The sequence below is a fragment of the Serratia sp. Ag1 genome, assembly GCF_000743355.1.
Taxonomy (GTDB): Bacteria; Pseudomonadota; Gammaproteobacteria; order Enterobacterales; family Enterobacteriaceae; genus Chania.
The window spans coordinates 37,265-60,417 of record NZ_JQEI01000021.1 but is presented as its reverse complement, the minus strand read 5'-3'; the positions used below and the strand labels follow the sequence as shown (position 1 = coordinate 60,417).

Annotated in this window: 31 protein-coding genes; 11 read left to right on the top strand and 20 right to left on the bottom strand. The window is 53.7% G+C overall.

The window, feature by feature from the left end; all coding sequences use genetic code 11:
• Positions 1 to 126: 126 nt before the first annotated feature.
• Positions 127 to 621, bottom strand: coding sequence for a cell-envelope stress modulator CpxP (gene cpxP, locus IV04_RS12855; RefSeq protein ID WP_037402012.1), 495 nt, complete (start codon positions 619 to 621; stop codon positions 127 to 129).
• Between the two features lie 148 nt (positions 622 to 769).
• On the opposite strand from cpxP, the gene cpxR reads away from it, so the two are divergent.
• The 4 genes from cpxR (at position 770) to rhaT (ending at position 4,610) form a co-directional block, all read left to right on the top strand.
• A complete protein-coding gene (gene cpxR / locus IV04_RS12850) occupies positions 770 to 1,468 on the top strand; it encodes an envelope stress response regulator transcription factor CpxR (RefSeq protein ID WP_037402009.1) in 699 nt (232 codons plus the stop codon).
• Positions 1,465 to 2,835: an envelope stress sensor histidine kinase CpxA gene (gene cpxA / locus IV04_RS12845; protein WP_037402006.1), complete on the top strand. Its 1,371-nt coding sequence runs from the start codon at positions 1,465 to 1,467 to the stop codon at positions 2,833 to 2,835. The genes cpxR and cpxA overlap by 4 nt, the downstream gene beginning before the upstream one ends.
• A 57-nt stretch (positions 2,836 to 2,892) precedes the next feature.
• Entirely contained in the window at positions 2,893 to 3,366 is a 474-nt protein-coding gene (gene trmL / locus IV04_RS12840; protein WP_037402003.1) for a tRNA (uridine(34)/cytosine(34)/5-carboxymethylaminomethyluridine(34)-2'-O)-methyltransferase TrmL, read from the top strand.
• A gap of 209 nt (positions 3,367 to 3,575) precedes the next feature.
• Positions 3,576 to 4,610 carry an L-rhamnose/proton symporter RhaT gene (gene rhaT, locus IV04_RS12835; RefSeq protein ID WP_037402001.1) on the top strand — a complete coding sequence of 345 codons (1,035 nt, stop codon included), beginning with the start codon at positions 3,576 to 3,578 and terminating at the stop codon, positions 4,608 to 4,610.
• Here the strand turns inward: rhaT and rhaR are convergent.
• Both rhaR and rhaS read right to left on the bottom strand, forming a co-directional pair.
• A complete protein-coding gene (gene rhaR, locus IV04_RS12830; RefSeq protein WP_037401998.1) occupies positions 4,607 to 5,449 on the bottom strand; it encodes an HTH-type transcriptional activator RhaR in 843 nt (280 codons plus the stop codon). The genes rhaT and rhaR overlap by 4 nt on opposite strands.
• Before the next feature lie 84 nt (positions 5,450 to 5,533).
• Complete coding sequence (gene rhaS, locus IV04_RS12825; protein WP_037401995.1) at positions 5,534 to 6,355, bottom strand: HTH-type transcriptional activator RhaS; 822 nt, start codon at positions 6,353 to 6,355, stop codon at positions 5,534 to 5,536.
• Between the two features lie 323 nt (positions 6,356 to 6,678).
• On the opposite strand from rhaS, the gene rhaB reads away from it, so the two are divergent.
• From rhaB to IV04_RS12800, 5 genes are all read left to right on the top strand, one after another.
• Positions 6,679 to 8,148 (top strand): rhamnulokinase, encoded by a 1,470-nt coding sequence (gene rhaB, locus IV04_RS12820; protein ID WP_037401992.1) that lies wholly within the window; start codon positions 6,679 to 6,681, stop codon positions 8,146 to 8,148.
• Positions 8,145 to 9,401: an L-rhamnose isomerase gene (locus IV04_RS12815; protein ID WP_037401989.1), complete on the top strand. Its 1,257-nt coding sequence runs from the start codon at positions 8,145 to 8,147 to the stop codon at positions 9,399 to 9,401. The genes rhaB and IV04_RS12815 overlap by 4 nt, the downstream gene beginning before the upstream one ends.
• A 12-nt stretch (positions 9,402 to 9,413) precedes the next feature.
• The gene (gene rhaD, locus IV04_RS12810) at positions 9,414 to 10,238 is read left to right on the top strand and encodes a rhamnulose-1-phosphate aldolase (RefSeq protein WP_037401986.1); all 825 of its coding nucleotides are present in this window, start codon (positions 9,414 to 9,416) and stop codon (positions 10,236 to 10,238) included.
• A gap of 35 nt (positions 10,239 to 10,273) precedes the next feature.
• A complete protein-coding gene (gene rhaM, locus IV04_RS12805) occupies positions 10,274 to 10,588 on the top strand; it encodes an L-rhamnose mutarotase (RefSeq protein ID WP_037401984.1) in 315 nt (104 codons plus the stop codon).
• A gap of 336 nt (positions 10,589 to 10,924) precedes the next feature.
• Positions 10,925 to 11,296 (top strand): hypothetical protein, encoded by a 372-nt coding sequence (locus IV04_RS12800; protein WP_037401982.1) that lies wholly within the window; start codon positions 10,925 to 10,927, stop codon positions 11,294 to 11,296.
• 98 nt (positions 11,297 to 11,394) lie between these two features.
• On the opposite strand, the gene IV04_RS12795 is transcribed toward IV04_RS12800, so the two are convergent.
• The 3 genes from IV04_RS12795 to IV04_RS12785 all read right to left on the bottom strand — a co-directional run bounded on the left by IV04_RS12795 (position 11,395) and on the right by IV04_RS12785 (position 12,735).
• Positions 11,395 to 11,790: a DUF2280 domain-containing protein gene (locus tag IV04_RS12795; protein WP_051916786.1), complete on the bottom strand. Its 396-nt coding sequence runs from the start codon at positions 11,788 to 11,790 to the stop codon at positions 11,395 to 11,397.
• Between the two features lie 340 nt (positions 11,791 to 12,130).
• Positions 12,131 to 12,541 (bottom strand): hypothetical protein, encoded by a 411-nt coding sequence (locus IV04_RS12790; protein ID WP_072010882.1) that lies wholly within the window; start codon positions 12,539 to 12,541, stop codon positions 12,131 to 12,133.
• The gene (locus tag IV04_RS12785) at positions 12,538 to 12,735 is read right to left on the bottom strand and encodes a hypothetical protein (protein WP_037401980.1); all 198 of its coding nucleotides are present in this window, start codon (positions 12,733 to 12,735) and stop codon (positions 12,538 to 12,540) included. Before IV04_RS12785 ends, IV04_RS12790 begins: the two co-directional genes overlap by 4 nt.
• A 174-nt stretch (positions 12,736 to 12,909) precedes the next feature.
• On the opposite strand from IV04_RS12785, the gene IV04_RS27025 reads away from it, so the two are divergent.
• A complete protein-coding gene (locus IV04_RS27025) occupies positions 12,910 to 13,038 on the top strand; it encodes a hypothetical protein (protein ID WP_255351735.1) in 129 nt (42 codons plus the stop codon).
• A gap of 741 nt (positions 13,039 to 13,779) precedes the next feature.
• Here IV04_RS27025 and IV04_RS26570 read toward each other — a convergent pair.
• The 14 genes from IV04_RS26570 to IV04_RS12720 all read right to left on the bottom strand — a co-directional run bounded on the left by IV04_RS26570 (position 13,780) and on the right by IV04_RS12720 (position 22,744).
• A complete protein-coding gene (locus IV04_RS26570) occupies positions 13,780 to 13,938 on the bottom strand; it encodes a hypothetical protein (RefSeq protein ID WP_197062187.1) in 159 nt (52 codons plus the stop codon).
• 678 nt (positions 13,939 to 14,616) lie between these two features.
• Positions 14,617 to 14,811 carry a hypothetical protein gene (locus tag IV04_RS12780; RefSeq protein WP_037401978.1) on the bottom strand — a complete coding sequence of 65 codons (195 nt, stop codon included), beginning with the start codon at positions 14,809 to 14,811 and terminating at the stop codon, positions 14,617 to 14,619.
• On the bottom strand, positions 14,808 to 15,551 hold the full coding sequence (locus tag IV04_RS12775) for a Gp138 family membrane-puncturing spike protein (protein WP_051916785.1): 744 nt from the start codon (positions 15,549 to 15,551) through the stop codon (positions 14,808 to 14,810). Before IV04_RS12775 ends, IV04_RS12780 begins: the two co-directional genes overlap by 4 nt.
• Before the next feature lie 10 nt (positions 15,552 to 15,561).
• The gene (locus IV04_RS12770; RefSeq protein ID WP_037401976.1) at positions 15,562 to 15,912 is read right to left on the bottom strand and encodes a hypothetical protein; all 351 of its coding nucleotides are present in this window, start codon (positions 15,910 to 15,912) and stop codon (positions 15,562 to 15,564) included.
• Entirely contained in the window at positions 15,912 to 17,009 is a 1,098-nt protein-coding gene (locus IV04_RS12765; RefSeq protein ID WP_037401974.1) for a hypothetical protein, read from the bottom strand. The genes IV04_RS12770 and IV04_RS12765 overlap by 1 nt, the downstream gene beginning before the upstream one ends.
• Before the next feature lie 2 nt (positions 17,010 to 17,011).
• Complete coding sequence (locus tag IV04_RS12760; protein WP_037401972.1) at positions 17,012 to 17,317, bottom strand: hypothetical protein; 306 nt, start codon at positions 17,315 to 17,317, stop codon at positions 17,012 to 17,014.
• The gene (locus IV04_RS12755; RefSeq protein WP_037401968.1) at positions 17,314 to 17,931 is read right to left on the bottom strand and encodes a phage baseplate protein; all 618 of its coding nucleotides are present in this window, start codon (positions 17,929 to 17,931) and stop codon (positions 17,314 to 17,316) included. The genes IV04_RS12760 and IV04_RS12755 overlap by 4 nt, the downstream gene beginning before the upstream one ends.
• 211 nt (positions 17,932 to 18,142) lie before the next feature.
• Positions 18,143 to 20,929, bottom strand: coding sequence for a TOPRIM and DUF927 domain-containing protein (locus tag IV04_RS12750; RefSeq protein WP_037440884.1), 2,787 nt, complete (start codon positions 20,927 to 20,929; stop codon positions 18,143 to 18,145).
• Positions 20,922 to 21,272 (bottom strand): hypothetical protein, encoded by a 351-nt coding sequence (locus IV04_RS12745; RefSeq protein WP_037400290.1) that lies wholly within the window; start codon positions 21,270 to 21,272, stop codon positions 20,922 to 20,924. Before IV04_RS12745 ends, IV04_RS12750 begins: the two co-directional genes overlap by 8 nt.
• A 2-nt stretch (positions 21,273 to 21,274) precedes the next feature.
• On the bottom strand, positions 21,275 to 21,496 hold the full coding sequence (locus IV04_RS12740) for a hypothetical protein (RefSeq protein ID WP_037400277.1): 222 nt from the start codon (positions 21,494 to 21,496) through the stop codon (positions 21,275 to 21,277).
• Positions 21,493 to 21,690, bottom strand: a complete 198-nt coding sequence (locus IV04_RS12735; protein ID WP_037400274.1) for a hypothetical protein — start codon at positions 21,688 to 21,690, stop codon at positions 21,493 to 21,495. Before IV04_RS12735 ends, IV04_RS12740 begins: the two co-directional genes overlap by 4 nt.
• Entirely contained in the window at positions 21,687 to 22,166 is a 480-nt protein-coding gene (locus tag IV04_RS26775) for a hypothetical protein (RefSeq protein WP_231566281.1), read from the bottom strand. The genes IV04_RS12735 and IV04_RS26775 overlap by 4 nt, the downstream gene beginning before the upstream one ends.
• On the bottom strand, positions 22,159 to 22,533 hold the full coding sequence (locus tag IV04_RS12725) for a hypothetical protein (protein ID WP_037400271.1): 375 nt from the start codon (positions 22,531 to 22,533) through the stop codon (positions 22,159 to 22,161). Before IV04_RS12725 ends, IV04_RS26775 begins: the two co-directional genes overlap by 8 nt.
• The gene (locus IV04_RS12720; RefSeq protein WP_037400268.1) at positions 22,526 to 22,744 is read right to left on the bottom strand and encodes a host cell division inhibitor Icd-like protein; all 219 of its coding nucleotides are present in this window, start codon (positions 22,742 to 22,744) and stop codon (positions 22,526 to 22,528) included. Before IV04_RS12720 ends, IV04_RS12725 begins: the two co-directional genes overlap by 8 nt.
• A gap of 205 nt (positions 22,745 to 22,949) precedes the next feature.
• Here IV04_RS12720 and IV04_RS12715 point away from each other — a divergent pair, with 205 nt between their 5' ends.
• Positions 22,950 to 23,153 carry a YlcI/YnfO family protein gene (locus tag IV04_RS12715; RefSeq protein WP_037400265.1) on the top strand — a complete coding sequence of 68 codons (204 nt, stop codon included), beginning with the start codon at positions 22,950 to 22,952 and terminating at the stop codon, positions 23,151 to 23,153.

Genomic DNA, 23,153 nt, shown 5'->3' with positions numbered 1-23,153 from the left:
CAAACCTTTGTAACTCTACTAACAGGCTGTTTTTTAAGGATGTAGATTATAAAGGGTTGAAAAAAAAGCCCCGCCGTAAAGGCGGGGAAGACAGGGATGGTGTCTATGGCAAGGAAAAAACAGGGATTACTCAGTCGTACTCAACTTCTGGGCAGAAGTTTGCTGCAAACCAGAAGTCTGTTGCTCCATCAACTGCATACGCTGCTGATGCTTCTGGTCTAAAACACTTTTTTGCTCTGGCGTCAGCAGGTTATACATCTGGTTGCGTATGCGGGCCATTTCGACCTGGCGCTTAACCTGTTCCTGAGCCATCTTTTCCGCCTGGGCATACACGGCGGCTTCATCAAATTTGTCTGCGATCACCAGCCGGTGCATAGCTTCGATTTCCGCTACCTTAACATCAGGTAGATCGTGACGAGCCTGGCGCATTAAATCGCGCATTTGCTGGCGCTGCTGTTCGGTAAGGCTGACCCCTTCAAACATATGGTACTGGCCAGGGGTTTTAATCATCGCATCATTGGCATGAGGCTGAGCAATTTCCAGTGTAGTATCAGCGGCAAGGGCAGTGGAAGAACCCATCGCCAGCATTGATGCCATTACTACCTTGCTCAACTTACGCATTTGAACTCCTCAACCATTCTCTCTTTGCGAATCAACGAGGAACAGTGTACTGCTGCACCTGCAAACATGCGTCAGTGCATGTAAAACTAAGTAAAGTCATGGAATGTCAACAGTTGATGACGTATTTTGCGTCAGGAGGTAAATCATAATGAACAAAATTCTGTTAGTTGACGATGACCGCGAGTTAACCTCGCTACTGAAAGAACTGCTTGAAATGGAAGGTTTTAACATCGTTGTGGCCCACGACGGTGAACAGGCGTTGTCGTTACTGGACAGCTCCATCGACCTGCTGCTGCTCGATATCATGATGCCGAAGAAAAACGGTATCGATACATTGAAAGAACTACGCCAGCATCACCAGACTCCGGTGATCATGCTGACCGCACGTGGTAGTGAATTGGATCGGGTACTTGGCCTGGAACTGGGGGCCGACGATTATCTGGCGAAACCCTTTAACGATCGCGAACTGGTGGCCCGCATCCGTGCCATCCTGCGCCGTTCCAACTGGAGCGAGCAACAGCAGAATGTGGATACCAGCGCCCCAACGCTGGACGTAGACTGCCTGCAGCTCAACCCAGGCCGTCAGGAAGCCACTTTTGATGGCCAAACGCTGGAACTCACCGGTACCGAATTTACCCTGCTCTACCTGCTGGCGCAGCATCTCGGCCAGGTTGTTTCGCGTGAATTGCTGAGCCAGGAAGTGCTGGGCAAGCGCCTGACACCGTTTGATCGGGCCATTGACATGCACATTTCCAACCTGCGGCGTAAATTGCCGGATCGCAAAGACGGCCACCCGTGGTTCAAAACCCTGCGCGGGCGAGGCTATTTGATGGTATCAGCAGCATGATCAACAGTTTGACGGCACGTATCTTCGCCATTTTCTGGTTTACATTAGCGTTGGTGCTAATGTTGGTGCTGATGGTGCCCAAGCTAGACTCCCGTCAGATAACCTCGCTGCTGGACAGCGAGCAACGGCAGGGGTTGATGCTGGAACAACACGTTGAGGCCGAGTTGCAAAACGATCCGGCCAACGATCTGATGTGGTGGCGCCGCCTGTTTCGCGCCATCGATAAATGGGCCCCTCCCGGCCAACGCCTGATTCTGGTCACCAGCGAAGGGCGGGTGATCGGTGCCCAGCGCAACGAAATGCAGATTGTGCGTAACTTTATTGGCCAGTCAGATAATGCGGATTATCCAAAGAAGAAAAAGTATGGTCGTGTTGAGCTGGTCGGGCCATTTTCGGTGCGTGATGGCGAAGATAACTACCAACTTTACCTGATCCGCCCGGCAAACAGCCCGCAATCCGATTTTATCAACCTGATGTTTGACCGCCCGCTACTGCTGCTGATTGTTACCATGCTGATCAGCGCTCCGCTGTTGCTCTGGTTAGCCTGGAGCCTGGCAAAACCGGCACGTAAGCTGAAAAATGCTGCCGACGATGTGGCTCGCGGTAACCTGAAACAGCATCCGGAACTGGAGTCTGGGCCGCAGGAATTCCTGGCAACCGGTGCCAGTTTCAATCAGATGGTGAGCGCTCTTGAAAGAATGATGACGGCCCAGCAACGGCTGATTTCCGACATCTCCCATGAACTGCGTACCCCGTTGACCCGCCTGCAACTGGCTACTGCATTAATGCGCCGCCGCCACGGTGAAGGCAACGAACTGGCCCGTATTGAAACCGAGGCCCAACGGCTGGATTCCATGATCAACGATCTGCTGGTCCTGTCGCGCGGGCAACAGAAAAGCGAGCTGGTTCGCGAATTGCTGAAAGCCAATGAACTGTGGGCAGAAGTGCTGGACAATGCTCGCTTCGAAGCCGAACAGATGGGTAAAAATCTGGAGGTTACCTCCCCGCCCGGCCCTTGGACCCTTTACGGCAACGCAGGGGCGCTAGACAGCACGCTGGAGAATATTGTGCGTAACGCTCTGCGTTACTCCCACACGCGCATTGAGGTGGCATTCAGCACCGATAATCAAGGGATCACCATTGTCGTTGACGACGACGGCCCTGGCGTCAGTGCAGAAGATCGCGAGCAAATATTCCGCCCGTTTTATCGCACTGATGAAGCGCGCGATCGCGAATCAGGCGGCACTGGCCTGGGGTTGGCGATCGTCGAGGCCGCAGTCAACCAGCATCGCGGTTGGGTGAAAGCCGAAGACAGTCCGTTAGGCGGCTTGCGTTTGGTGCTGTGGCTGCCGTTGCATCAGCGCTAATCGCCAGCAAGCCAAGAGTTTGCTATTCTGCGCCCCTCATCATGAGGGGCCTGTTACATGCTGAATATCGTTTTATTTGAACCCGAAATTCCACCTAACACCGGCAATATTATCCGCCTGTGTGCCAATACTGGCTTCCAGTTGCACTTGATCGAACCAATGGGCTTCCCATGGGACGACAAACGCCTGCGCCGCGCCGGGTTGGATTATCATGAATTTGCCAGCATCAAGCGCCATGCCGATTATCCGGCGTTTCTCGCCAGCGAAAAACCGCAGCGGCTATTTGCCCTGACCACCAAAGGCACCCCGGCACACAGCGCGGTGAGCTATCAGGCTGGCGATTATCTGTTATTCGGCCCAGAAACCCGTGGCTTGCCCACCAGCATCCTTGATGCACTGCCTGCGCAACAAAAAATCCGTATCCCCATGCAGGCCCAAAGCCGCAGCATGAATCTGTCGAATGCGGTTTCCGTCGTAGTGTACGAAGCCTGGCGCCAGCTAGGTTATGCCGGCGCATTGCTCAAAGAATAAAACCTGCCACCTCAAGGCGATGCCCTACCGTACAGACATCGCCCTGCATCATTCTCGCTCAATCTGTGATCGCCAACATACGCACCCGCTGAATTTTGCCACGCTCTTGCGCCCTCCGGCAGCCACCCGAAGGTTCCCTTCATCGCCTCTGTTTAGACTTCCTGTTCATCCGTGGTCTTACCGCGCCAATAACAACGAAGGATAACAAGATGAACAATGCCATCATGCTAGGGATATTCTGGCACCTGGTCGGGGCAGCCAGCGCCGCCTGCTTCTACGCCCCATTCAAACAGGTAAAAAACTGGTCCTGGGAAACCATGTGGTCGATTGGCGGCTTTATGTCATGGCTCATCCTCCCTTGGGGAGTCAGCTACGTGTTGCTGCCTGATTTTTGGCACTATTATGGTTCCTTCAGTACAGCGACTCTGCTGCCCGTGTTCCTGTTCGGTGCCATGTGGGGAATTGGTAACATCAACTATGGCCTGACTATGCGCTATCTCGGCATGTCGATGGGGATTGGTATCGCTATCGGCATCACACTGATCATCGGTACGCTGATGACCCCATTACTGCAAGGCCGCTTTGAATTACTGTTCGGCACTGCCGGGGGCCGCCTGTCGTTGCTGGGGGTATTGGTTGCGCTGATCGGCGTGGTGATCGTCAGCTATGCGGGCTTGCTGAAAGAGCGGGCCATGGGGATCCGCGCCGAAGAGTTTAACCTGAAGAAAGGGCTGGCTCTGGCGGTGATGTGCGGCATTTTCTCTGCCGGGATGTCGTTTGCCATGGATGCCGCCAAACCGATGCACGCAGCGGCAGGAGCCTTGGGCATCGATCCGCTGTATGTCGCCTTACCAAGTTATGTGGTGATTATGGGCGGCGGCGCACTGATTAACCTCGGTTACTGTTTTATCCGCCTGGCAACCCTGAACAATCTGTCGGTCAAAGCGGATTTCTCACTGCCGAGACGGCTGCTGGTCATCAACGTACTGTTCTCCGTGCTGGCGGGCCTGATGTGGTATCTGCAATTCTTCTTCTACGCCTGGGGTCATGCCAAGATCCCAGCACAATACGATTACATGAGCTGGATGCTGCATATGAGCTTCTACGTGCTGTGCGGCGGTATTGTCGGGTTGTTGCTGAAAGAGTGGAAATGCGGCACCAGAAAACCGGTTGCCGTTCTGTGCCTTGGTTGCCTGGTAATTATTCTGGCAGCCAACATTGTTGGCATGGGGATGGCATCTTAAGGATTCACAAACCGCTGGCGATATTCGCGTGGGGTCATTCCAGCCTCACGCGCAAATACCACAGAAAAATAGTTACTGTCCTCAAACCCGCAACGGGCGGCAATATCACTGATGCGAAACTCGCTACGGCGCAGCAAGCGCTTGGCCTGGCATAGCCGGATCTGCCGCAGATAGTGGTTGATGGTCATACCGGTTTGCTGGCGGAACAACAGCTTCAACGCTCGCTCCGTTAAACCATGCTGTTGGCAGAATAGCGCCAGCTCAAACTGCCCATCAATGCCGTTTTGCAGTGCCGCCATCAACAAATCCAACTGTTCGCCATCTGGCAACATATGTGCTTTATCCACCGCATAGCGGTGGCGTTTTAGCACGATCGCCAGTTGTAACAGCAAGACTTCGGTTAACTGCAGCGACAGCGCATCGGTTTTGCGACTCTCCTGCGAAAGCTGAGCGATGATGGGCCGCGCCTGCGCCATCCCCTGAGTGGATAGCCGCCAGTAGCGCTCGTCTGCCGCAGCAAACGGCGGCAGTAGGTTGTCCCATTGGGCATTCAACCGCAGGCGCTCGGGGCAGTAAATGATGTTATCCAGTACCAGATCGTGTACAGATTCATAGCTATGGCAATCGCTGGCGCGCAGATAAAAAAGATCCCCGCAGGTGATGCGATAAGGGCGATCGTTCAACACGTGCAAGCCGTTACCGCGCCAAACAATCACGATCTCGCAAAACTGGTGGGTATGGGTGGCAAAGCCCTCTTGAGGGTAACGTTCCGCCACCGCTACCGGCATCTGCTCAGAAGGCAGATAATCGCGGCTCTCCAACAGCAATGTTTCCCTCATCTGCACACCTTTTCTCTTTTTCACTCCCCGTATTATTGCCGAACGTCAAGCCAGGGAAATTGACGCCATCGCGATTTCACACCGCTAACACAACCCACGCAGTGCCCGTGGCGGGCAGGCAAACTCACGCTTAAACAACGTGGAGAAATGGTTACTGTCACCAAAACCACAGCGGAACGCGATATCGGTAATACTGCTGTCACTATGGCACAGCAGGTGGCGCGCCTGTAATAAGCGCAGGTGGGTCAGGTAACGCTGCGGCGTCATATTGGTATGGCACTTCAACTGCCGGTGCAGCGTGCGTAAGGGTATGGCGAAGCGCTCTGCCAGTTCCGGCCATTCGATTTGCTCAGCATAATGGCTTTGCAACCAGTCCAGCAGTTGGTGCAGACGCCCTTCCTGATCGTCGCCCTGTCGTGCCATACACCCGCGCCATAACTGCACCAGTAGCTGCATAAACCAGCTTTCATGCAGCGCAATCTCTTCAGGCTGATCGCCTGCTGGCGTAGTCATCAGTAATGCCATCAGCCGTTTAGCCTGCTGTAACACCTGCTGGTTGATACGCCAGTGCGCAGGGTAAACGCCATCGCGCTCGCGGGGCAGGAATTGCTCCACGCCGGAAACAAAGCGGAACGCATTCGGGGCGCGGAACAGGATATTGGTCAAAATCAAACCATCGGTCTGTTCAAACAGATGGCGATCGTGATCGCGCACAAAGCAGACGCAGCCACTGTTGAGGGTATAAGGGTTGCCGTTGAACACATGAACACCGGCCCCCTGCTCGACAATCACGATTTCGTAAAAATCATGATGATGCTCCGGAAAAGCCTGCTGCGGATCACGGGGTTCAATCACCACGGACGCGCTACAGGAAGGGAAAAAATCACTACTGTGTAATAGATTCATCTTACCCCCGTTCCTTGGCGCGGCGGGATTACCGCGCAACGTCGGTTACCGATAGTAAGAGAAGCATCAAGGAAGATACCTTAAGTTTTTAACCGAAAAACACGCTAAATCTGTGCATTTTTTAAGAAATGCCGCAGCAATGTTGAGAAATGCGTACAAGGTCACAACCCACAGAAAACCGGGCTGAATGGCAAACTGTGAGCTGCTTCACCTTTACCTTTGCCATTTTGCCAACACATCTTCGGCACTGGCAGTAGCGAGAAGGCTTCGCTACCCGCAACTTTCTACACTGCCCGTCATCAAGCAACAACGGGCTTTCTCTTATGACCACACGCAACATTGCAGCCATCGATCTGGGTGCCTCTAGCGGGCGCGTAATGCTGGCCAGCTATCAACCAGGACAACAGCGGCTCCAGCTACGCGAAGTCAGCCGTTTTACCAACCGTTTGCAACAGCGGAATGGGCAAGATTGCTGGGACTTGGATACGTTAGAGCAGCACATCCGCCAGGCACTTGATCGGCTTGATGGACAGGGCATCCAGCTCGACAGTATTGGCATCGACACCTGGGGCGTGGACTTTGTGCTGCTGGATGCCCAGGGCGAGCGTGTCGGCCAAGCTGTCTCTTACCGCGATGCCCGCACGCAGGGCGTGATGGCACAAGCCCAACGCGCTCTCGGGCGGAGCAATATCTATCAGCGCACCGGCATTCAGTTTTTGCCCTTCAATACCTTGTATCAACTGCGTGCCTTGCGCGAGCAACAGCCTGAACTGTTAGAACGCGTAGCACACCTGCTGCTGATCCCGGACTATCTGCACTTCCGGCTGACCGGGCAACTGAATTGGGAATACACCAATGCCAGCACCACTCAGTTACTGAATATTGAGAGCGACCAATGGGACACCGAGCTGCTCACTTGGGCGGGTGTGCCAGCACATTGGTTGGGTAAACCGACCCCGCCGGGCAACCGCGTAGGTTACTGGACCAGCGCCCGTGGCCAGCACGTGCCGGTGATCGCCGTAGCCACCCACGATACCGCCAGCGCGGTACTGGCTACACCGTTGCAGGATGCCGATGCGGCTTACCTCAGTTCCGGCACCTGGTCGCTGATGGGGATTGAAAGCCCGGTACCGATTGTTAACTCCAGCTCGCTGGCAGCCAACATTACTAACGAGGGCGGTGCCACCGGTTATCGGGTACTGAAAAACATCATGGGCCTGTGGCTGCTGCAACGTACAACGCAGGAACTGAATATCAGCGATTTACCGGCGCTGATCGCTCAAGCCGCGCAACAACCTGCCTGTCGCTCGTTGGTTAACCCCAATGACGATCGCTTTATCAACCCAACCAATATGTGCCAAACCATTCAGGCCTATTGCCGTGAACAACAGATGCCCGTCCCAGAGACGCCTGCTCAGTTGGTACGTTGCATCTTCGACAGCCTGGCCATGCTCTACCGACAAGTGGCACAGGAACTGGCTACCCTGCATGGCCGCCCGCTGAGCCATTTGCATATTGTGGGTGGCGGCAGCCAAAACCATTTCCTCAATCAGCTATGTGCCGATGCCTGTGGGCTGGCCATCAGCGCTGGGCCGATCGAAGCCTCGACGCTGGGCAACGTCGGTTGCCAGTTGATGGCGCTGGATGCCGTCACCGATATCAGCCAATTCCGCCGCATCTTGGCACAGAATTTCCCGCTGCAACATTTCACCCCTCGCGACAATCCCGACTTTGCCGCCCACTGGCCGCAATTTCAGTCGTTGAGTCAACTACCTAAGGAACTTTGTGTATGAAAAGCTCTATTGAACAAGCCTGGGAACTGGCAAAACAGCGCTTTGCCGCCGTTGGCGTTGACGTTGAGGCCGCCATTCAGGCCATGGATACCTTGCCTGTCTCCATGCACTGCTGGCAGGGTGATGACGTAGCCGGCTTTGAAAACCCGCAGGGTTCGCTGACCGGGGGGATTCAGGCGACCGGCAGCTACCCCGGCAAAGCGCGTAATGCCAAAGAGCTACGCGCCGATCTGGAGCAGGCGCTGGCGCTGATCCCTGGCCCGAAGCGCTTAAACCTGCATGCGATTTACCTCGAATCCGAGACGCCGGTAGCGCGTAATAAAATCGAGCCGCGCCATTTCAGGCACTGGGTGGAATGGGCAAAACAGCACCGACTGGGCCTGGATTTCAACCCTTCGTGCTTCTCGCACCCGCTGAGTGCGGACGGTTTTACCCTGTCGCACGCCGCTCCAGAAATCCGTCAATTCTGGATTGAACATTGCCAGGCCAGCCGCCGGGTTTCTGCCTATTTCGGCGAACAGCTCGGCACGCCGTCGGTGATGAATATCTGGATCCCGGACGGCATGAAAGATACGCCGATCGATCGCTTGGCCCCGCGCCAGCGTTTGCTGAGCGCACTGGATGAAGTGATCGCCGAAAAACTCGACCCGGCCCACCATATCGACGCCGTGGAAAGCAAACTGTTCGGCATCGGCGCAGAAAGCTACACCGTCGGCTCCAATGAGTTCTACCTCGGTTACGCCACCAGCCGCCAGACTGCGCTGTGCCTGGACGCCGGGCATTTCCATCCCACCGAAGTGATTTCCGACAAAATCTCCAGCGCCATGCTGTATGTGCCACGCCTGTTGCTGCACGTTAGCCGCCCGGTACGCTGGGACAGCGATCACGTGGTGCTGCTGGATGACGAAACTCAGGCCATCGCCAATGAGATCGTGCGCCACAAGTTGTTCAACCGCGTGCACATCGGCCTGGACTTCTTCGATGCCTCGATCAACCGCATCGCCGCTTGGGTGATCGGCACCCGCAATATGAAGAAAGCGCTGCTGCGCGCCCTGCTTGAACCAACCGAAATGCTGCGGCAAATCGAGCAGCGTGGCGATTACACCGCGCGTTTGGCCCTGCTGGAAGAACAAAAATGCCTGCCGTGGCAAGCGGTGTGGGAAACCTACTGTCAGCGCAACGATGTCCCGGCTGATGCCCGTTGGCTCGACAACGTGCGCAGCTACGAACAACAGATTCTCAGCCAACGTTAAGGATACTGCGTAATGCAACAGCTACTCTCCTCTTGGTTTATCCAGGGTATGATCAAGGCCACCAGCGATATGTGGTTCAAAGGTTGGGATGAACGTAACGGCGGCAACGTCAGCCTGCGGCTAACGGCGGAGGACGTTGAACCATTCCGTAGCAGCTTCGCCGCTCAACCGCGTTGCGTTGAATTGACGCAACCAGCCAGCGAACTGGCCAATTGCTGGTTTCTGGTCACCGGCTCAGGCAAGTTCTTCCGCAACGTGCAGTTGGCCCCAGAAGAAAATCTGGTGCTGCTGCAACTGAACCATAATGGCACCGCCTATCACATCCACTGGGGGCTACCGCAAGGCGGCTTACCGACTTCAGAACTGGCGGCTCATTTCCAGTCGCATATCGTGCGGATGCGGGTCAGTTCTGGTCGCGATCGCGTCATCATGCATTGCCACGCCACCAACCTGATCGCGCTGAGCTTTGTGCAGGAACTGGACAACGCCCGCTTTACCCGCCTGTTGTGGGAAGGCAGCACCGAATGCCTGGTGGTGTTCCCGGATGGCATCGGCATTGTGCCGTGGATGGTGCCGGGCACCGATGGGATCGGCACCCAGACCGCCGAACAGATGCAGGCACACAGCCTGGTGCTGTGGCCGTTCCACGGCATCTTCGGCAGCGGCCCAACGCTGGATGACGCTTTCGGCCTGATCGATACCGCAGAGAAATCCGCCGAAATCATGGTGAAAGTGCTGTCGATGGGCGGTAAGAAGCAAACCATTTCTGCCAGCCAGTTAGCCGCTCTGGCCCAGCGCTTTGGCGTCACCCCGCTGGCAGCAGCGCTCAAGGATTAGCGCCGATCACCACGTTGTCATTCGGAGGAAATTCGATGATCCGTAAGGCTTTTGTCATGCAGATTAACCCAGATGCTCACGCGGAATATCAACAGCGCCATAACCCGATCTGGCCAGAGCTGGAACAGGTGCTGAAAGCTCACGGGGCGCACCGCTATTCCATTTTTCTGGACGAAACACGCAACCTGCTGTTTGGCTATGTTGAGATCGAATCGGAAGAACGCTGGAACGCCGTGGCTAATACCGCCATCTGCCAGCGCTGGTGGCGTTTTATGGGCGATGTGATGCCGAGCAACCCGGATAACAGCCCGGTCAGCTCAGCACTGCGTGAAGTGTTTTATTTGGCGTAAACAATCAGGCGGCGGTTAAATCCCGTCGCCGTATTTGAAATATCAACGTAATTACATGTTATTTATTAACTTCATTAAATATAGATGTGTTTCATAGTCCTTTATGTAGTCCCATAGGCAAAAGTCACCATCACTTTAGCCTGCTTTTTGGCCTCCTACCGTCACCCCTGCCGTCCAGGGAAAAACTGCTTAGCCTCGCTCAACCGATCCCAGCCTGAGAGCTGTCCTCGTCCATTTGGGTACATACGGGATAAACCCGCATCATGGTGAAGAATGCCCCGGCTGTGATTTCTTATTGTAGGATAGATGTATCCCACATTAAGGAATCCACCAGCCATGAGAATGACCAGCCGCAAAAAAGAGATACTGAGCTACTTTGAACCTGATAACGCCAAATGGGTGACGGGTGAGATTGGACCACCGCCTTTCGACGTGTCTGGTGTGGCCTACCTGCTCCACGGTATAACCTCGCATGATAACCGCCACCAGATCGAATCTACCCGGCGAACGCTGGAGGCAATGACGAAAGACGGCCTGTTAGAAAAGGTAATCAGCTACGAACAGCGGCAGGATACTACGCAATCAGGCGGCGGCGCGGGTGTTTGGTGTAACTGCTCCCGTTATGGCCTGCCCGGTTCCTGTAAGCTGCGACGTGATGAAGGCGGTAGGCGTGACGCGATAGAGGGTGAGGCGGTGCGGGTAGAATAGCTGGGGTGCGATACCAAAATGCTACGCTACCGGTATCCGCTCAGAAATAGCCTTTTGGGTGGCAACCGACTTGGCAACCTCACATCTGGCAACCAGTATCACCCCCTGGAACGCCGCTGCTTTTGTTGGTTGGTGTAAGCGTGACCTACCTCTTTTGCTGCCTGGGTCATGATTTTAGCGGTTAACGCATAGTTGCCCATGCTTTCCGTGCGCCTTGCCATGCGATCGAGGATGCGTAGTCGGCATACCTTATTGGCGATCGGCGTATCACTCACTACGCACTGAAATCGCGCCCTGGTAGCTTGGAATAAATCTACCCACACTTTGCCGAGAGCCTTACCGTTCGCCTTGGTTGGGTCGTACAGCTCTATCTGCTGCTTGGTCGTTATCACGCCAAATTCTTGTTTTACAAACTCAACCACTGCTGAGGGGGTTTCATAGCAGGCAAGATGCTGAACTATAAATGCTTTAACCTCATTCGATAACGCTGCCATTGGCTACCCTTTGTCAATGCTGGTCAATGTAATCAGGCCGATTTCAGCACCCGCCCGCCATAAATTATTCAGGACGATAACATCACAACAATGATACTCGAACCCAGACGGGATGAGGCTTTGAGCATTTTACGCGATTCCCGTTTGTCTCAAACAGTCAAGGTTGGGCCCGTGCTTGATAACGGATTGCGGGCTTTGATAACGGATAGGGTGATTTGGTGGCGCTTCGGCATGACCGGCCACCATGAAACGCTTACGACGTTCCTATTTGTTCCTATCCGATCTGCTCAAACGTCTATATTTGTCGCTATTTGATGCCTTGAAAAACGTCTGAGCCTTACTATTTCTTACTATCTTGACGCATGGCGGCTTTTGCTTGGGCAAGTTGTGACTTTACCTGCGCCAGTTCCAGCCGTGCCAGCTTGAGCGCCAGCCTGGACTTACCCAGCTCCAGCTTTGCCATGCGCCTGGTATGCTGCCACATGATACCGTCCAGCAGCATCAGTTCACGCTGTGTCGCCGGGTCAGCGTTCGGGGAGGTGCGCCATAATTCCCCTATGCGTTCGGCGATAGCCAAATTATTGGCTCGTAGGGACACCAGCGGCGGTAACTGCTCAGCGCCAGACAGCGTAAAGAATGCCCGTCTACTCCGTTCGCCATGCTTCACGGCGTTCGTGTTACCCAGGGGAGCGCCAGCACCCGCACGCTTACCACCCCAGCCCGATCTTGATTGTTGGTTCGATTTTTTCATTTTGCGGCCCTTCTGCGCGGCACGGGCTTTTTCCACTCATACGCCGGCGCTCTGATTTTTTGAATAAAACGTTCACGGTTTTCCGCACTGCGGATAATCAGCCTTTCCAGTTCCCGGCACTCAAACGGCGATACCGAACCGCCGTTCGCCCGAATGCTTGCCGCGGCTATTTCTGCCAGGTGCTTTGGTTTCATGGTCGTTGCCTCAAGGATTGCGCTATTTGATTTTACCTTGGATAGCGTAATGAATACCGGCGCACTGTCGTTCCGCCAGTTATGTCACCTGCAGGAGCGTTACAGCCAAGCCGATTTTATCTTGAGGTTTCCACTCTGGTTTCCGGTGGAAACTTTCCAGTGGAAACTTTTGCGATGTGGAAACTTAAGCGACAACTCAAGCCGGAACGCTTCGGGCGGTGGTACGCAATCCACGTATCGGTTTCGTATCTGGCGTTGTATCGTTCGGCCTTGGTGCGTACTTTTCGCCATTGCCAGCAGTGAAGGGGCTTTACTTGGTACGCACCTCGGTTTTTTTGCGTACCTGCGTACCATTTTTGCGTACCGCTCAATCTCCCATCGATGGGACTAAAAACAACAAAACACAGAGCAACCGGTAATCAACTGCCAGCAAAGCCGCATTCCACCGTTTGAAAGTGCCTTTTTCCCCTGAAATTTCTCTATATATAAGCGTAAACATGTTGGTTCAGTCGGTTCAGTTGGTTCAATTTGTAAAGACGATTGTTTTATATGGATTTATTTTCAAAAAGTGAACCAACACAAGGCCATTTTGAACCAACAACCGGGGTTTTCGTGTTGGTTCAGTGCCGATCACCCTGCAGCGTGCATCACGGCTATCACCTTAGCATTTCTGTACATCCGGCTTGTGTTGCCGTGCGTGGCCTTGCTGTGGGTCGCTGGTGGAGCGTGCGGAGCATTACAGGCGCGGTACTGCCTTCTTCCACTGGTAGGCCGGTGCGTTCATGTGCTGTCGGTGGAGTGTCGTTTCTTATTCGCTCAATACTCAATCGGCGGATTTCTCCGCCGATTACCAATCTAACACCTGGCCTACCGCTACTCGCTGTGCACAAAAAAACCACGAAACACCGCGATTAACCGCGCTGAAAAATGCGAAATACTTGCGCTTTCTTGCGGCTCGCCCCCTCTGAATTCGCAGTTACAGACAAGCCGTTGTCAGACGTGGCGGCCTTCTTGCCAGTTTTGCGAATTTCACCGTTCGCAGTTTTATTCGCAGTTTTTTTGCGAATTGCCAATTTTTATATGGCGCTTGGCAGTTGAATACTTGATACCCTGAGCTTTGCACCAATCCTCTGGAGATATACCTGTTTTGGCATGCTCAGCGAGGAACTGTTTCTGTAATGCTCCCCAGTCCTGTCTTGCCATAAATTCCTCTAGACATTTTTTTTAGTTTATTCGAAGGTTGGCAGTCGCGATGTTCGAGCAGCATCAACGATGAATTTTGCTTGTCGATACATGCTATTTAAAAGCCTCAGGAGGGTGAATGGACTCAAATATTTTTAATGATGGGGTTTCTATGGCTGCCTACAGGTTTCCTGTATGCACAAGTAAGCCTATCCATCTAGAGCAAAGGAAAGTACTTGGTCTTTATAATCAGTCTAACAAGGGATCACCCAGACAATCGGTCTGCGAAACTGTTCGTAATTGGCTCACTAAAGAGGCCCCTCGATATGGCTGGAGAAGCGTTACATTTACAGATAACGGAGGCGCAACCCTAATGCCGTGATTTGCTCCACAGCTAAATGCTGCCAACGCGCCTATCCTTAATCAATATGTAAAAGTAAAAAAGGGCTCTTTCACTGGGCCTTTTCTTTCTGTTATCCGTTAGATCTCAACGCTACTCATTACCTGATACTCCGCTGCTACTTAATCTCCCCTCAAGACGTGAGGCGCAGTTATCAAGTTCACTCTGAATTCGCCGTACATAAAATGCGAAATTTGGTTTTTCTTGGGGGCGCTATTCGCAGTTTGCGCATTTGTCCAAACCTGCCTGCAGGGCTGACAAAAGAAAAACCCGCGCTGGTGGCGGGCTTCCTGTAGGCTTTACTTACTGCAGGTGTTTAGCATTTCAGTATGGATTGATTCTTTACTGGTTGCTCTCTCACCGAATTTCCCTGCGCCCAATAACTCGCCGTGCGTAGCCGGGTCGTCGATGATTGGAGACTGGCCGCCATCAAGTGGGGTGATCTTCTCCAACTGTGCCGGGTTGCCCTGTGCTGCTTTGCTGTCGTTTTTCATTGTGGTGCTCCTGTGCTGCCGTTACCGGTTTGAACGCCGCCGTGTGTGTGCCCCTGCAAGCTTATATTGCCCGCTTTAATGTCGCCTCTAGCGTTGATGCTGCCGCCAAAGGAAGCATCCCCTTTGCCTTCTGACTGCGTTATGGTCGAGTTGAACATAACAGGGCCATTGAACACTACAGGCCCGTTTATCGTGATTTCCTGAGCCGTTGCGGTCAGTTTTCCCGATGTGGTGACCGTTACCGCATGGCTTCCCGGGTCCAGTTCGATAAATGCCGCGCCATCGTCGGTACGCAGTTGCGCCGCGCTGGTGCTAATACCGCTGATTTTCTGCGCCTGCGATTGCGGGCCTGGAATGACAAAAGCGTCCGACAAGTCTTGCATGCGATTATCCACGCGTTCTTGAGAGCCGCCGTTCTGCCACCAAAAATCAATACAGCGATCAGCAAACACCACCAGGCATTCGTCACCGGCTTTAACCGGGAACGTGAGTGTGACACCGCCCCCGCGTGGGAATATCACTGGCACATCCACCAGCAGCGGTAATTCTGGTGCCGCTTTGCCTGTTGCGCCATATTCGGTGGAGCGTTTGCCCTTTAACCCGAGAGAAACAACGCACGTCACCGACTCAGGATCGAATGATTGGATTATGCCGGGGGTCGCGCTTCGAGCCTGTGAAACGGCAAGCTTAACCCCCGCTTCAAATACTTCTTGGTCGTCTATAGGTCTTACGTTAGCCACTGAATCCCCCTTAATCCGATATCTTTTTACAGTCGAAAGAACCAATAAGGCGCGGTGCGTCCATGTCACGCCGGATAAGCTCAACGTTAAGCCACCGTTTCTTACTTCCGTCCGGGTGAATGTATTCAAAACCGTACATCTTTCCGTTACTGGCTGGCATCAGAGTCATATCCATTTTCATACCGCCACTTCCGAGCGCCGCTATTTTTTGCGACGTAACAAACTCGCCGTTAATTTTAGACATCGAGTTTTCGATCATTTCCAAGCGAAACTCACCGCAATTGTAACGATGCGTGGTAATTGATTGAGCGTTGCTCGCTGTGGAAATAAAAATACCGAGCAAAAAAACAACCCTTTTCATTATGAATCCTGTCGTTGTAGGAATGAACTTGACGGCAAATCAGTCGCTCCGCGAGCTTCACAAGCCATCTCCATGTACCAATCTTTACCGCGTGTATCGCCCTTGTAAGTGATATAACGCACAATATAAACGCCATCAGTAGCCACGCTGGCCGGTTGAGCCATAGGCGGCGCGTCAACCCAATTTCCCTCAGCATCCCGCACCTTTCCGATAGGTGCAAGGTTGCCGTTTATCTCCTTTTCGTTGAATACACCGCTGTAGATATCCTGATTTTGAAGCGCAGTGCGGTACACAGACGCCTGATCGAGCTGAATCAAGCCATTCAGCTTAATGTTGGGATTGATGAGACATTTCACATTTACCCCGGCCCCGATGGTCTGCTGTGGCATGCCGATCAGGCCCGTATGCGAGTTAAGAACAAACGCTTCATGCGCGATCATGTCTTTCGTGCGCATATCGACCCGACCATAAGCAAATTGCCAACGGGCGCTACACTGCTCGGCCAGATTATCAAGGTATTCATGTACGGGGCCATAAAACGATTTACCCCGAGGGAATACCGTTGCCGGGAAGTCTGGCACGCTGCCGCCAACAATCCCGTATGGTTCGAGTGAACGCATCAGCAAGTGATAAACGTCTTTCAGCGTGTAGCCTTTCGCTAGCGTGGCGCTGATAAACGCTTTTTGAAACACTTCCAGCCCATCACATGCCTGAATAAATACCCAGCTATCAGTGCCATTGTCTTTGCCTGAAACCGTGAACCGAATATCGCCGCTATAAATCAGACCGAAATTCATGCCGTTAATCTGGCCGACTTCCTGATCTGATATTTCCCGCACTTTACCAACGTCACTCGCGGGTACGTTCGGGGCGATCCCGTCATAGCCTGCAATAATCTTCATCTTTGAATACTCACGCGCCAGGATAAGATTTTGTGTGCTCGGCGATAGGTTATAAATCCTTACATTGGCATTGCTCGGCCATTTATTATCATTCCATTGGATATCAAAGGTAATTTTGAAATCACTTAAAATAATCCCTTTCCCGTCATTGTCGGAAAGAACAAGCTCAAAATGACGCATCCAGTTCTGGCTCATTTTCATACCTCAACAAAATATAAGTGGCTACCGATCCCGAGGTTGTCTTTCGTCGGGTATTCTTCTGCGGTGACATCGCTGGCTACAACCAGCATGCCATTGATGCCTAGGTGCCTAAACTGACCCAATAGGTCGCGCCCTGGCACCAACGGCAACCCATAGGCCATAGCGCCGCCTGCTTCGTCGGTTAAATCCAGAGTCCATCCAGCCACACCCCGCCACTGAATGCACATGTTGACGACTTTCCCGCCCAGGCTAATCCTGAATCGCTGGTTGTTAGGTGTGAGGGGGATTTCACTAATAATCATTGAGGCCTCCCGTTAGCGTAATTCAGCAGGGCCTGAAATCCGCCTTTGAGTTGTGAGCCAATACTTTCGTTAACCGGTACAAGGGTTTTCGTTCCGGCGTTCTGTATGGGTGCGGTACTGACACCAAACAGCATATCGGCCTTGTCAGCCGCGTTTATCTTCTGCGTTTCGGAAATAATGACCTCTCGCAACGTAAGAACACACATCAACACGTTTTCGCTTGTCTTATCCGTAGTGACCTCGATCGCCCGGATTAACATGTTGTTGTAAGAGCGTTTGCCCGTGATGACATCAAACGGGACTCGGCTTTCTTGCAAAGCAAGGAGCTGTTTGTAAACGTCGGCAGGACTGGTGCCTAACGACAACCCGGTATCGATATTGAATATCTTGGTCGTATCGATGCCATCAATCAGCGATCCTCCACCCGCAAAGCCCAATTCCATGGTGACCTCTGAAGGTCGCTTGAATGCGTGGTCGCTCAATGGTGCGCCAACCTCCACCGGGTGCTCGGTGATTTCCAATGCGTCGGAATGTTTTTCCGAGATAACCACGCTGGGGATGATTGCGCCAATACGGCGGCGCTGTTGGGAAAATAAAACAGAAAGAATATCCACTATTAAATCCTCTTGTTAATTGTTAATAAGTCATGCGCCGCCACCAGCCAGGGAAAATCCCTTTGTTGGTTCAAAACGGGCATTTGTTGGTTCAGTGTTGGTTCAAAATCGGTATCTCTGAAAAATAATTACTTTTAAAAACAATCATCTTTAAAAATTGAACCAACTGAACCGACTGAACCAACATGTTTTTGCCTCACGTGTAGAAACGTTATTCCTCTGGCTGGTCGCTCTCCGGTAGATGGTGGATCACATAAACGTTAATCTGCCGCCCATCAATGCGCGGTGATTTCCGTTGAAAGCCTCTCCCACTGGCTGGCGGTGTCAGCATCCCCGCTTCTGCCAGCGCCTTGGCGAAATGCTTCGAGTTGAACCCTCGCGCTATCTCATCCTCAAACGCTGCCGGAAACGTGTAGAACACCATCGCATCACAATCATGTTTCCCTTTGTCCCGGTACCCGGCCAAATCACGAATAGGCAGGCTCTGCGGATCATAGGGCAGCGGTGCGAACCGGCTCAGCCCGTAGGCATTAAGGAAGGCTTCAGTAGCCTCGATAATCTGCTGGTGTTCTTTGTTGCCGGTGCCGAACTCTTTGATCCAGGCATTGAAGTTGTGTTGTATCGCGTCCCGGCATTCCTGCGCATCCCAGCCGGTCACTACATGGCCCAGCAACAACGCCGCTTCCAGTACAGCGAACCGCGCCGCCACCCGGTGAACCTGCTCGCCATAGTCTGCCGGTATAAGCGAACGCCAACGACTCTCCGCCTCTCTCACGGCGGCTATGGCCTGCTGCTGCTGGTCGGCAAGGTACTTGATCCAGAAGCGCCCGGCGGCCCCGTAGTGGCTTTGATATGCATCTTTCAGGGCATCGGCGTGTGCTTTGCCGTTGGCCGCGCCGTGGAACTGTTGCGCCTTTTCCAGTGGGATATTCAGCAGGCGTACCAGTTGCCCCGCCTTCACCTTGCGGCCAGCGGTAGCAATGAAGGTTTCAATGTCCATCTCCCCGGTACTGAGGGCTACCGTGCGCCAACGTTTTAGCTCCCGGTTGCCGCCTTCCTTGGCCCCCTGGAGCTTGCCGACGCCGTTAAACAGGGTATAGGCCGATTTCGCCACACTATCCGGGTCAGCGCCTTGGCCTACCTCATCGAGCGGCATCAGCCCGTCATTGTGTGCGGCGGCCTCGTTGGCTATCCCTAACGCCGTACCGAACCACGTCAGGCGCAAGGCGTCCGGCTCACCGTACAGGCTGCTGGCCAGATTGGCGGTCGTCGTCTTACCGGCACTGGATTGCTCGTAGAAGTGAATGCCGAACCCATCAACGCCAGCCAACCCAATGAGGGGAGCAGCCAACGCCGCACCGATCCCGGCCATCATGGAGGGGTTACCCCGTGCCAAACGTGCCACCGAATCGCGCCAGCTCTCCGGCGTTCCTTTCACGGTGTACCCGGCAGCGGCAGCACTGCGACCATTGAACAGCACCGGCTTTTCTGGCGTGCCGATGATCTCCCCGTCCGGCATGATGTAGGCCCCGCATTGCCATCCCGTAGCCTGTGCCACACGCCAGATTTCACGAGAACCGCCACACTGTAGCCAGTCGGCCAGAATGGCCCTGAGGGTGTTTTTCGTGGTCACATTCACGCCACCCGCCTTGAGCGTTCGCCAACCCTCCCGCTCGCCAATATCGGCCAGCGGAATGGCGGCAGTTGTCGGCAGGCTTTCGCCCACCGGTAGCCAGCGGATAACCAGGTATTGGTCTTTGTCGTCCCTACCGGTGCCGATCACCTCCAGCGGTGAACACAACCAGCTTTCATGATTGATAACGTCGCCGCTTTGCTTGTCTACCTGTGGTGTTATCCAGAAAACGCCATCTTTCCGACTGACCACATGGGGCTTTAATGGATCGCGCTGAGTATTGTCCTGCTTGCCGCCCTCAATGGCTTTCAGTTGAGCGGTCACGCTTTCCCCCTTGGGTTTGTACAGAGAATTGTTAAATGCCTGCGTGGCGGCTTCCAGGCCGTTCTTCTGCCGGTAGTCGTCCCAATCGGCTTTGTGTTCTGTAGGTGGCACTGATACCCATCCAGAAACAGCGGCGGCAGCCTTCTCTGCGCCTATTTTTCCGCCATTCTTCTTGGGTCTGCCGTGCTCGTCCAGTTCACCGGGTAGGTGCCAGTCGTTATCCCCGGCAATGATGACCTGCGCGTCGGGATACTTCCGGCGTATCACCTCCGCAACAAGCAGAAGATTACCGGCATCAATAGCCACCACAACCACCGCGTCAGGGCGCATCAAATGGACAGATAAGGCGGTCGCCAACCCCTCAGCAAGGATTACGGTTTGTGATTGCTGCGGGGCTTCGCTGAGGATGTGAAAAGCCCCCCGCTTGGCCCCATCCGTCACCTGCCGTTTTTCTCCGGTGGGGGTAATAGTCTGCGCTGCTGCGACTATGCCGGTTTCGTCGGTCAACTCCACCAGCAACCGCCCATCGGCCAGCATAGGGAAGGTGAATCCGGTCAGCCCTTTGGCGTTCAGGTATGCTGAACGGCCTTCCACCGCACCGGCTATCAGTGATTTCCAGCGCCGATTAAATAGCGCTTTCCGCCGCGCCCTCTCCGCTTCGACTTCCTGCAGGTGATCCTGCTTGCGCTGCTGGCGATCCGCTTCTGCTGCCGCCTTGCTCTGGCTATGGGTCTGATTGCTGGTTTCCTCTGCCCGGTAAGCAATTCCCAGCACATCAGCCACCAGTCGCGCCGCTTCAGTAGCGTCGCATTGTTTTACCTTCTGGATAAGATCTAACCCGTCACCGGCCCCGCACTGGTTACAGAAATGAGAACCGCGCCCATTATCATCGAACCGGAACCGGTCGCGCCCACCGCAAGCCGGACAGGCCACCTGTGCGCGTTGACTGGCGGGAACGTCGATCCCCACCATCGGCAGCACATCAGGCCAGCGTCCCGCCGCCGCTTTGGTTACTTCGCGGATCAGGTCAATGTTACGCATCAAGCCGCCCTCCATTCCGCGCCAGGGTTGCGCCCATGTCGTTAACCATGCTCTGCCAGATTTGCCACCCGGCAGGCGTCAGATCATTGCCATCCAGGTATTGCCCAAACAGATGGATTGCCAAGGGTTCCCACTGCAGATAATTCTGCTGTAGCGCTTCCAGATAGTAGCTATCCACCAGCATACGAACCCCGGACACGCCGCCAAGGATATTCACACTGATCGCCTGCTCACCGGCTTTCATGGTGAAGAACTCGCCGCCGCTCTGCTGCGTTATGCGGTTGTATAGCGCTGCCGCATACTGATTAGCCAGCGCATTAAGACGGAAGTTTTTAGTTATCAGCTTCATCGGTTTAGCTCCCTTAACGCTGCCTTGTACGCTCTCATTACTGCGGGTGTTTTACCTGTAATGGTGCTTTTCACCATCAAGCCAATACGCCTGGATGCTGCAACATTCGCAGACAGCAACGCGGCATCAAGCACCCGGTTATGCCTGCGGTATTCGAGAATTAAGCCTGTTATGGTCAGCTTGGCTATCGCGCCACTGTCGAGGTAATCAATTTTCATGATTTACCATCCCGTTTCGCCTGTTCTTTAATCAGCCACGCCGCCACATCACCGGTAATACAGACTAATAACGCGGCAATGGCAGTAATTTCGCTATCAACCAAGCGGTGAGGGTAACTTTCCATCATGCGGCACACGATTTCAGCCTGGTGTGCCTTCTCAACTGCCTGTTCCAGTGTGATTTCTTGGCTCATGCTTTACCCTCCAGATGTTCACGCATAACGTAACCAGCCAGTTGAGCGTCTGCTTTTTCGATCACCTCCGGCACGCCATCTAGTAAAGACATCACCGCGCCTATCAGGATCGCGCTCCTATCATCAGCCATGGTGATCTCAAGCCACGTGCTCAGAACGACAAGCGCTTGCTCAACCCTGCATCCGGCATCAATCACAGGTGGGGTGTGAACCTGCTGATTCTGCTGAGTGACTTCTTTGTGCGCTTGAAGGTTAGATACACCGCCCCCCTGCCGGGTAAATTCACGCCTGAATGCCTCCAGTGAATAATCATGGCTGGCGGCGGGGTATGGCTCGTAGGAGAACACCACGCGCTTTCCTGCGCAGCGTTTAACAATAGCTGACATTCCACCTTCATTTTGCGTATAGCGATCGCCTGCCAGTGGCAGCGATTCAGGGAATTCCTGAGATGAGTTGTTATCAGAAATGTTACGCATGGCGCACCTCCATCACTTCGCCCGGCAAGCTGTTGCGTTCTGCAGGTAACTCGGTACGCTGCATGGCTGGATTTGCCCGCTCCAGTGTCTTCAACTGGCTTTCAATCATGCAAAGCATGGCGCTTACCTGCCCCATAGCGCCATGCATACGGGCATTCATCGGATCTTTGATTTCTAAACCGACCTCGTAGCGCTGGCTCCAGGCTGTAGCGATAAATTTCTGGTGTTTAGCCAACTCATTGAAGTACCGGCGTAGTTCAATAATCGCCTCTGCTGGTGATGCGTCAGCGGCAAGCAATTTGCCACTGATAACCACAGTCGATTCGATGGTGTCTGCCGGTGCTTGGGTAGTAGGTAAATTACGCATGGGTAGCCTCCTGAACCGGCAGGCGTGCGGCCAATGACAGGATGAAGTGAGGGGCCAGCACTTGGCGGGCTTCGCATTCGGTGGGTGCCTCAACGGACATGCGGCAAGGTTTGGCGTTACGGTCTGAGCGGGATACCGCCAGAAAGCGCCAGGTGAACTTATTCGGGGTGAGGGAATTCCGCCCGGTTAAGGGTGTGGTATGATCTGACATAGCTACCTCGATAATCACTCTATCGTTGTGGTTAGAGGCCCGGTTAGTGTTGACGCACTGCCGGGCTTCACTATTTGTGCAACACCTGTGGATAAGGTGTGTAAACAAAGTTAACCCATGGTGTGTAAACAAATCAACTCTTTTTTTTGTTCCACTCATGTTGTATTTTGTATAAACACCACCGCCACTAACCATAGGTTTTGAAATGGCTACAGGAAATAAGAACGGCAAATCAACATACAAAGGGATCAGGTTCCCAAACGAGCTAATCGACGAGATAGACGCAAGCGTAGAGCGAGAGAAGCCAGAAAACCCCAGCGCCAACTTTTCCGCCTGGGTGCTCGACGCCTGCGGTCGCAAACTCAAAGCTGAACAGCGCAAGAAAGCCAAGGAAACACCAGAGGGCTGA

Coding starts and splice junctions, on each gene's coding strand:
- IV04_RS12790 (WP_072010882.1), bottom strand. CDS start 12,541: ATGAAAAAATCGAACCAACAATCAAGATCGGGCTGGGGTGGTAAGCGT.
- IV04_RS27025 (WP_255351735.1), top strand. CDS start 12,910: ATGTGGAAACTTAAGCGACAACTCAAGCCGGAACGCTTCGGGCGGTGG.
- rhaD (WP_037401986.1), top strand. CDS start 9,414: ATGCAACAGCTACTCTCCTCTTGGTTTATCCAGGGTATGATCAAGGCC.
- IV04_RS12815 (WP_037401989.1), top strand. CDS start 8,145: ATGAAAAGCTCTATTGAACAAGCCTGGGAACTGGCAAAACAGCGCTTT.
- rhaT (WP_037402001.1), top strand. CDS start 3,576: ATGAACAATGCCATCATGCTAGGGATATTCTGGCACCTGGTCGGGGCA.
- IV04_RS12720 (WP_037400268.1), bottom strand. CDS start 22,744: ATGTCAGATCATACCACACCCTTAACCGGGCGGAATTCCCTCACCCCG.
- IV04_RS26570 (WP_197062187.1), bottom strand. CDS start 13,938: ATGGCAAGACAGGACTGGGGAGCATTACAGAAACAGTTCCTCGCTGAG.
- rhaB (WP_037401992.1), top strand. CDS start 6,679: ATGACCACACGCAACATTGCAGCCATCGATCTGGGTGCCTCTAGCGGG.
- IV04_RS12740 (WP_037400277.1), bottom strand. CDS start 21,496: ATGAAAATTGATTACCTCGACAGTGGCGCGATAGCCAAGCTGACCATA.
- rhaS (WP_037401995.1), bottom strand. CDS start 6,355: ATGAATCTATTACACAGTAGTGATTTTTTCCCTTCCTGTAGCGCGTCC.
- IV04_RS12770 (WP_037401976.1), bottom strand. CDS start 15,912: ATGAAAAGGGTTGTTTTTTTGCTCGGTATTTTTATTTCCACAGCGAGC.
- IV04_RS12715 (WP_037400265.1), top strand. CDS start 22,950: ATGGCTACAGGAAATAAGAACGGCAAATCAACATACAAAGGGATCAGG.
- cpxP (WP_037402012.1), bottom strand. CDS start 621: ATGCGTAAGTTGAGCAAGGTAGTAATGGCATCAATGCTGGCGATGGGT.
- IV04_RS12780 (WP_037401978.1), bottom strand. CDS start 14,811: ATGAAAAACGACAGCAAAGCAGCACAGGGCAACCCGGCACAGTTGGAG.
- IV04_RS12725 (WP_037400271.1), bottom strand. CDS start 22,533: ATGCGTAATTTACCTACTACCCAAGCACCGGCAGACACCATCGAATCG.
- IV04_RS12795 (WP_051916786.1), bottom strand. CDS start 11,790: ATGGCAGCGTTATCGAATGAGGTTAAAGCATTTATAGTTCAGCATCTT.
- IV04_RS26775 (WP_231566281.1), bottom strand. CDS start 22,166: ATGCGTAACATTTCTGATAACAACTCATCTCAGGAATTCCCTGAATCG.
- IV04_RS12760 (WP_037401972.1), bottom strand. CDS start 17,317: ATGATTATTAGTGAAATCCCCCTCACACCTAACAACCAGCGATTCAGG.
- rhaM (WP_037401984.1), top strand. CDS start 10,274: ATGATCCGTAAGGCTTTTGTCATGCAGATTAACCCAGATGCTCACGCG.
- rhaR (WP_037401998.1), bottom strand. CDS start 5,449: ATGAGGGAAACATTGCTGTTGGAGAGCCGCGATTATCTGCCTTCTGAG.
- cpxA (WP_037402006.1), top strand. CDS start 1,465: ATGATCAACAGTTTGACGGCACGTATCTTCGCCATTTTCTGGTTTACA.
- trmL (WP_037402003.1), top strand. CDS start 2,893: ATGCTGAATATCGTTTTATTTGAACCCGAAATTCCACCTAACACCGGC.
- IV04_RS12735 (WP_037400274.1), bottom strand. CDS start 21,690: ATGAGCCAAGAAATCACACTGGAACAGGCAGTTGAGAAGGCACACCAG.
- IV04_RS12765 (WP_037401974.1), bottom strand. CDS start 17,009: ATGAGCCAGAACTGGATGCGTCATTTTGAGCTTGTTCTTTCCGACAAT.
- IV04_RS12800 (WP_037401982.1), top strand. CDS start 10,925: ATGAGAATGACCAGCCGCAAAAAAGAGATACTGAGCTACTTTGAACCT.
- IV04_RS12750 (WP_037440884.1), bottom strand. CDS start 20,929: ATGCGTAACATTGACCTGATCCGCGAAGTAACCAAAGCGGCGGCGGGA.
- cpxR (WP_037402009.1), top strand. CDS start 770: ATGAACAAAATTCTGTTAGTTGACGATGACCGCGAGTTAACCTCGCTA.
- IV04_RS12785 (WP_037401980.1), bottom strand. CDS start 12,735: ATGAAACCAAAGCACCTGGCAGAAATAGCCGCGGCAAGCATTCGGGCG.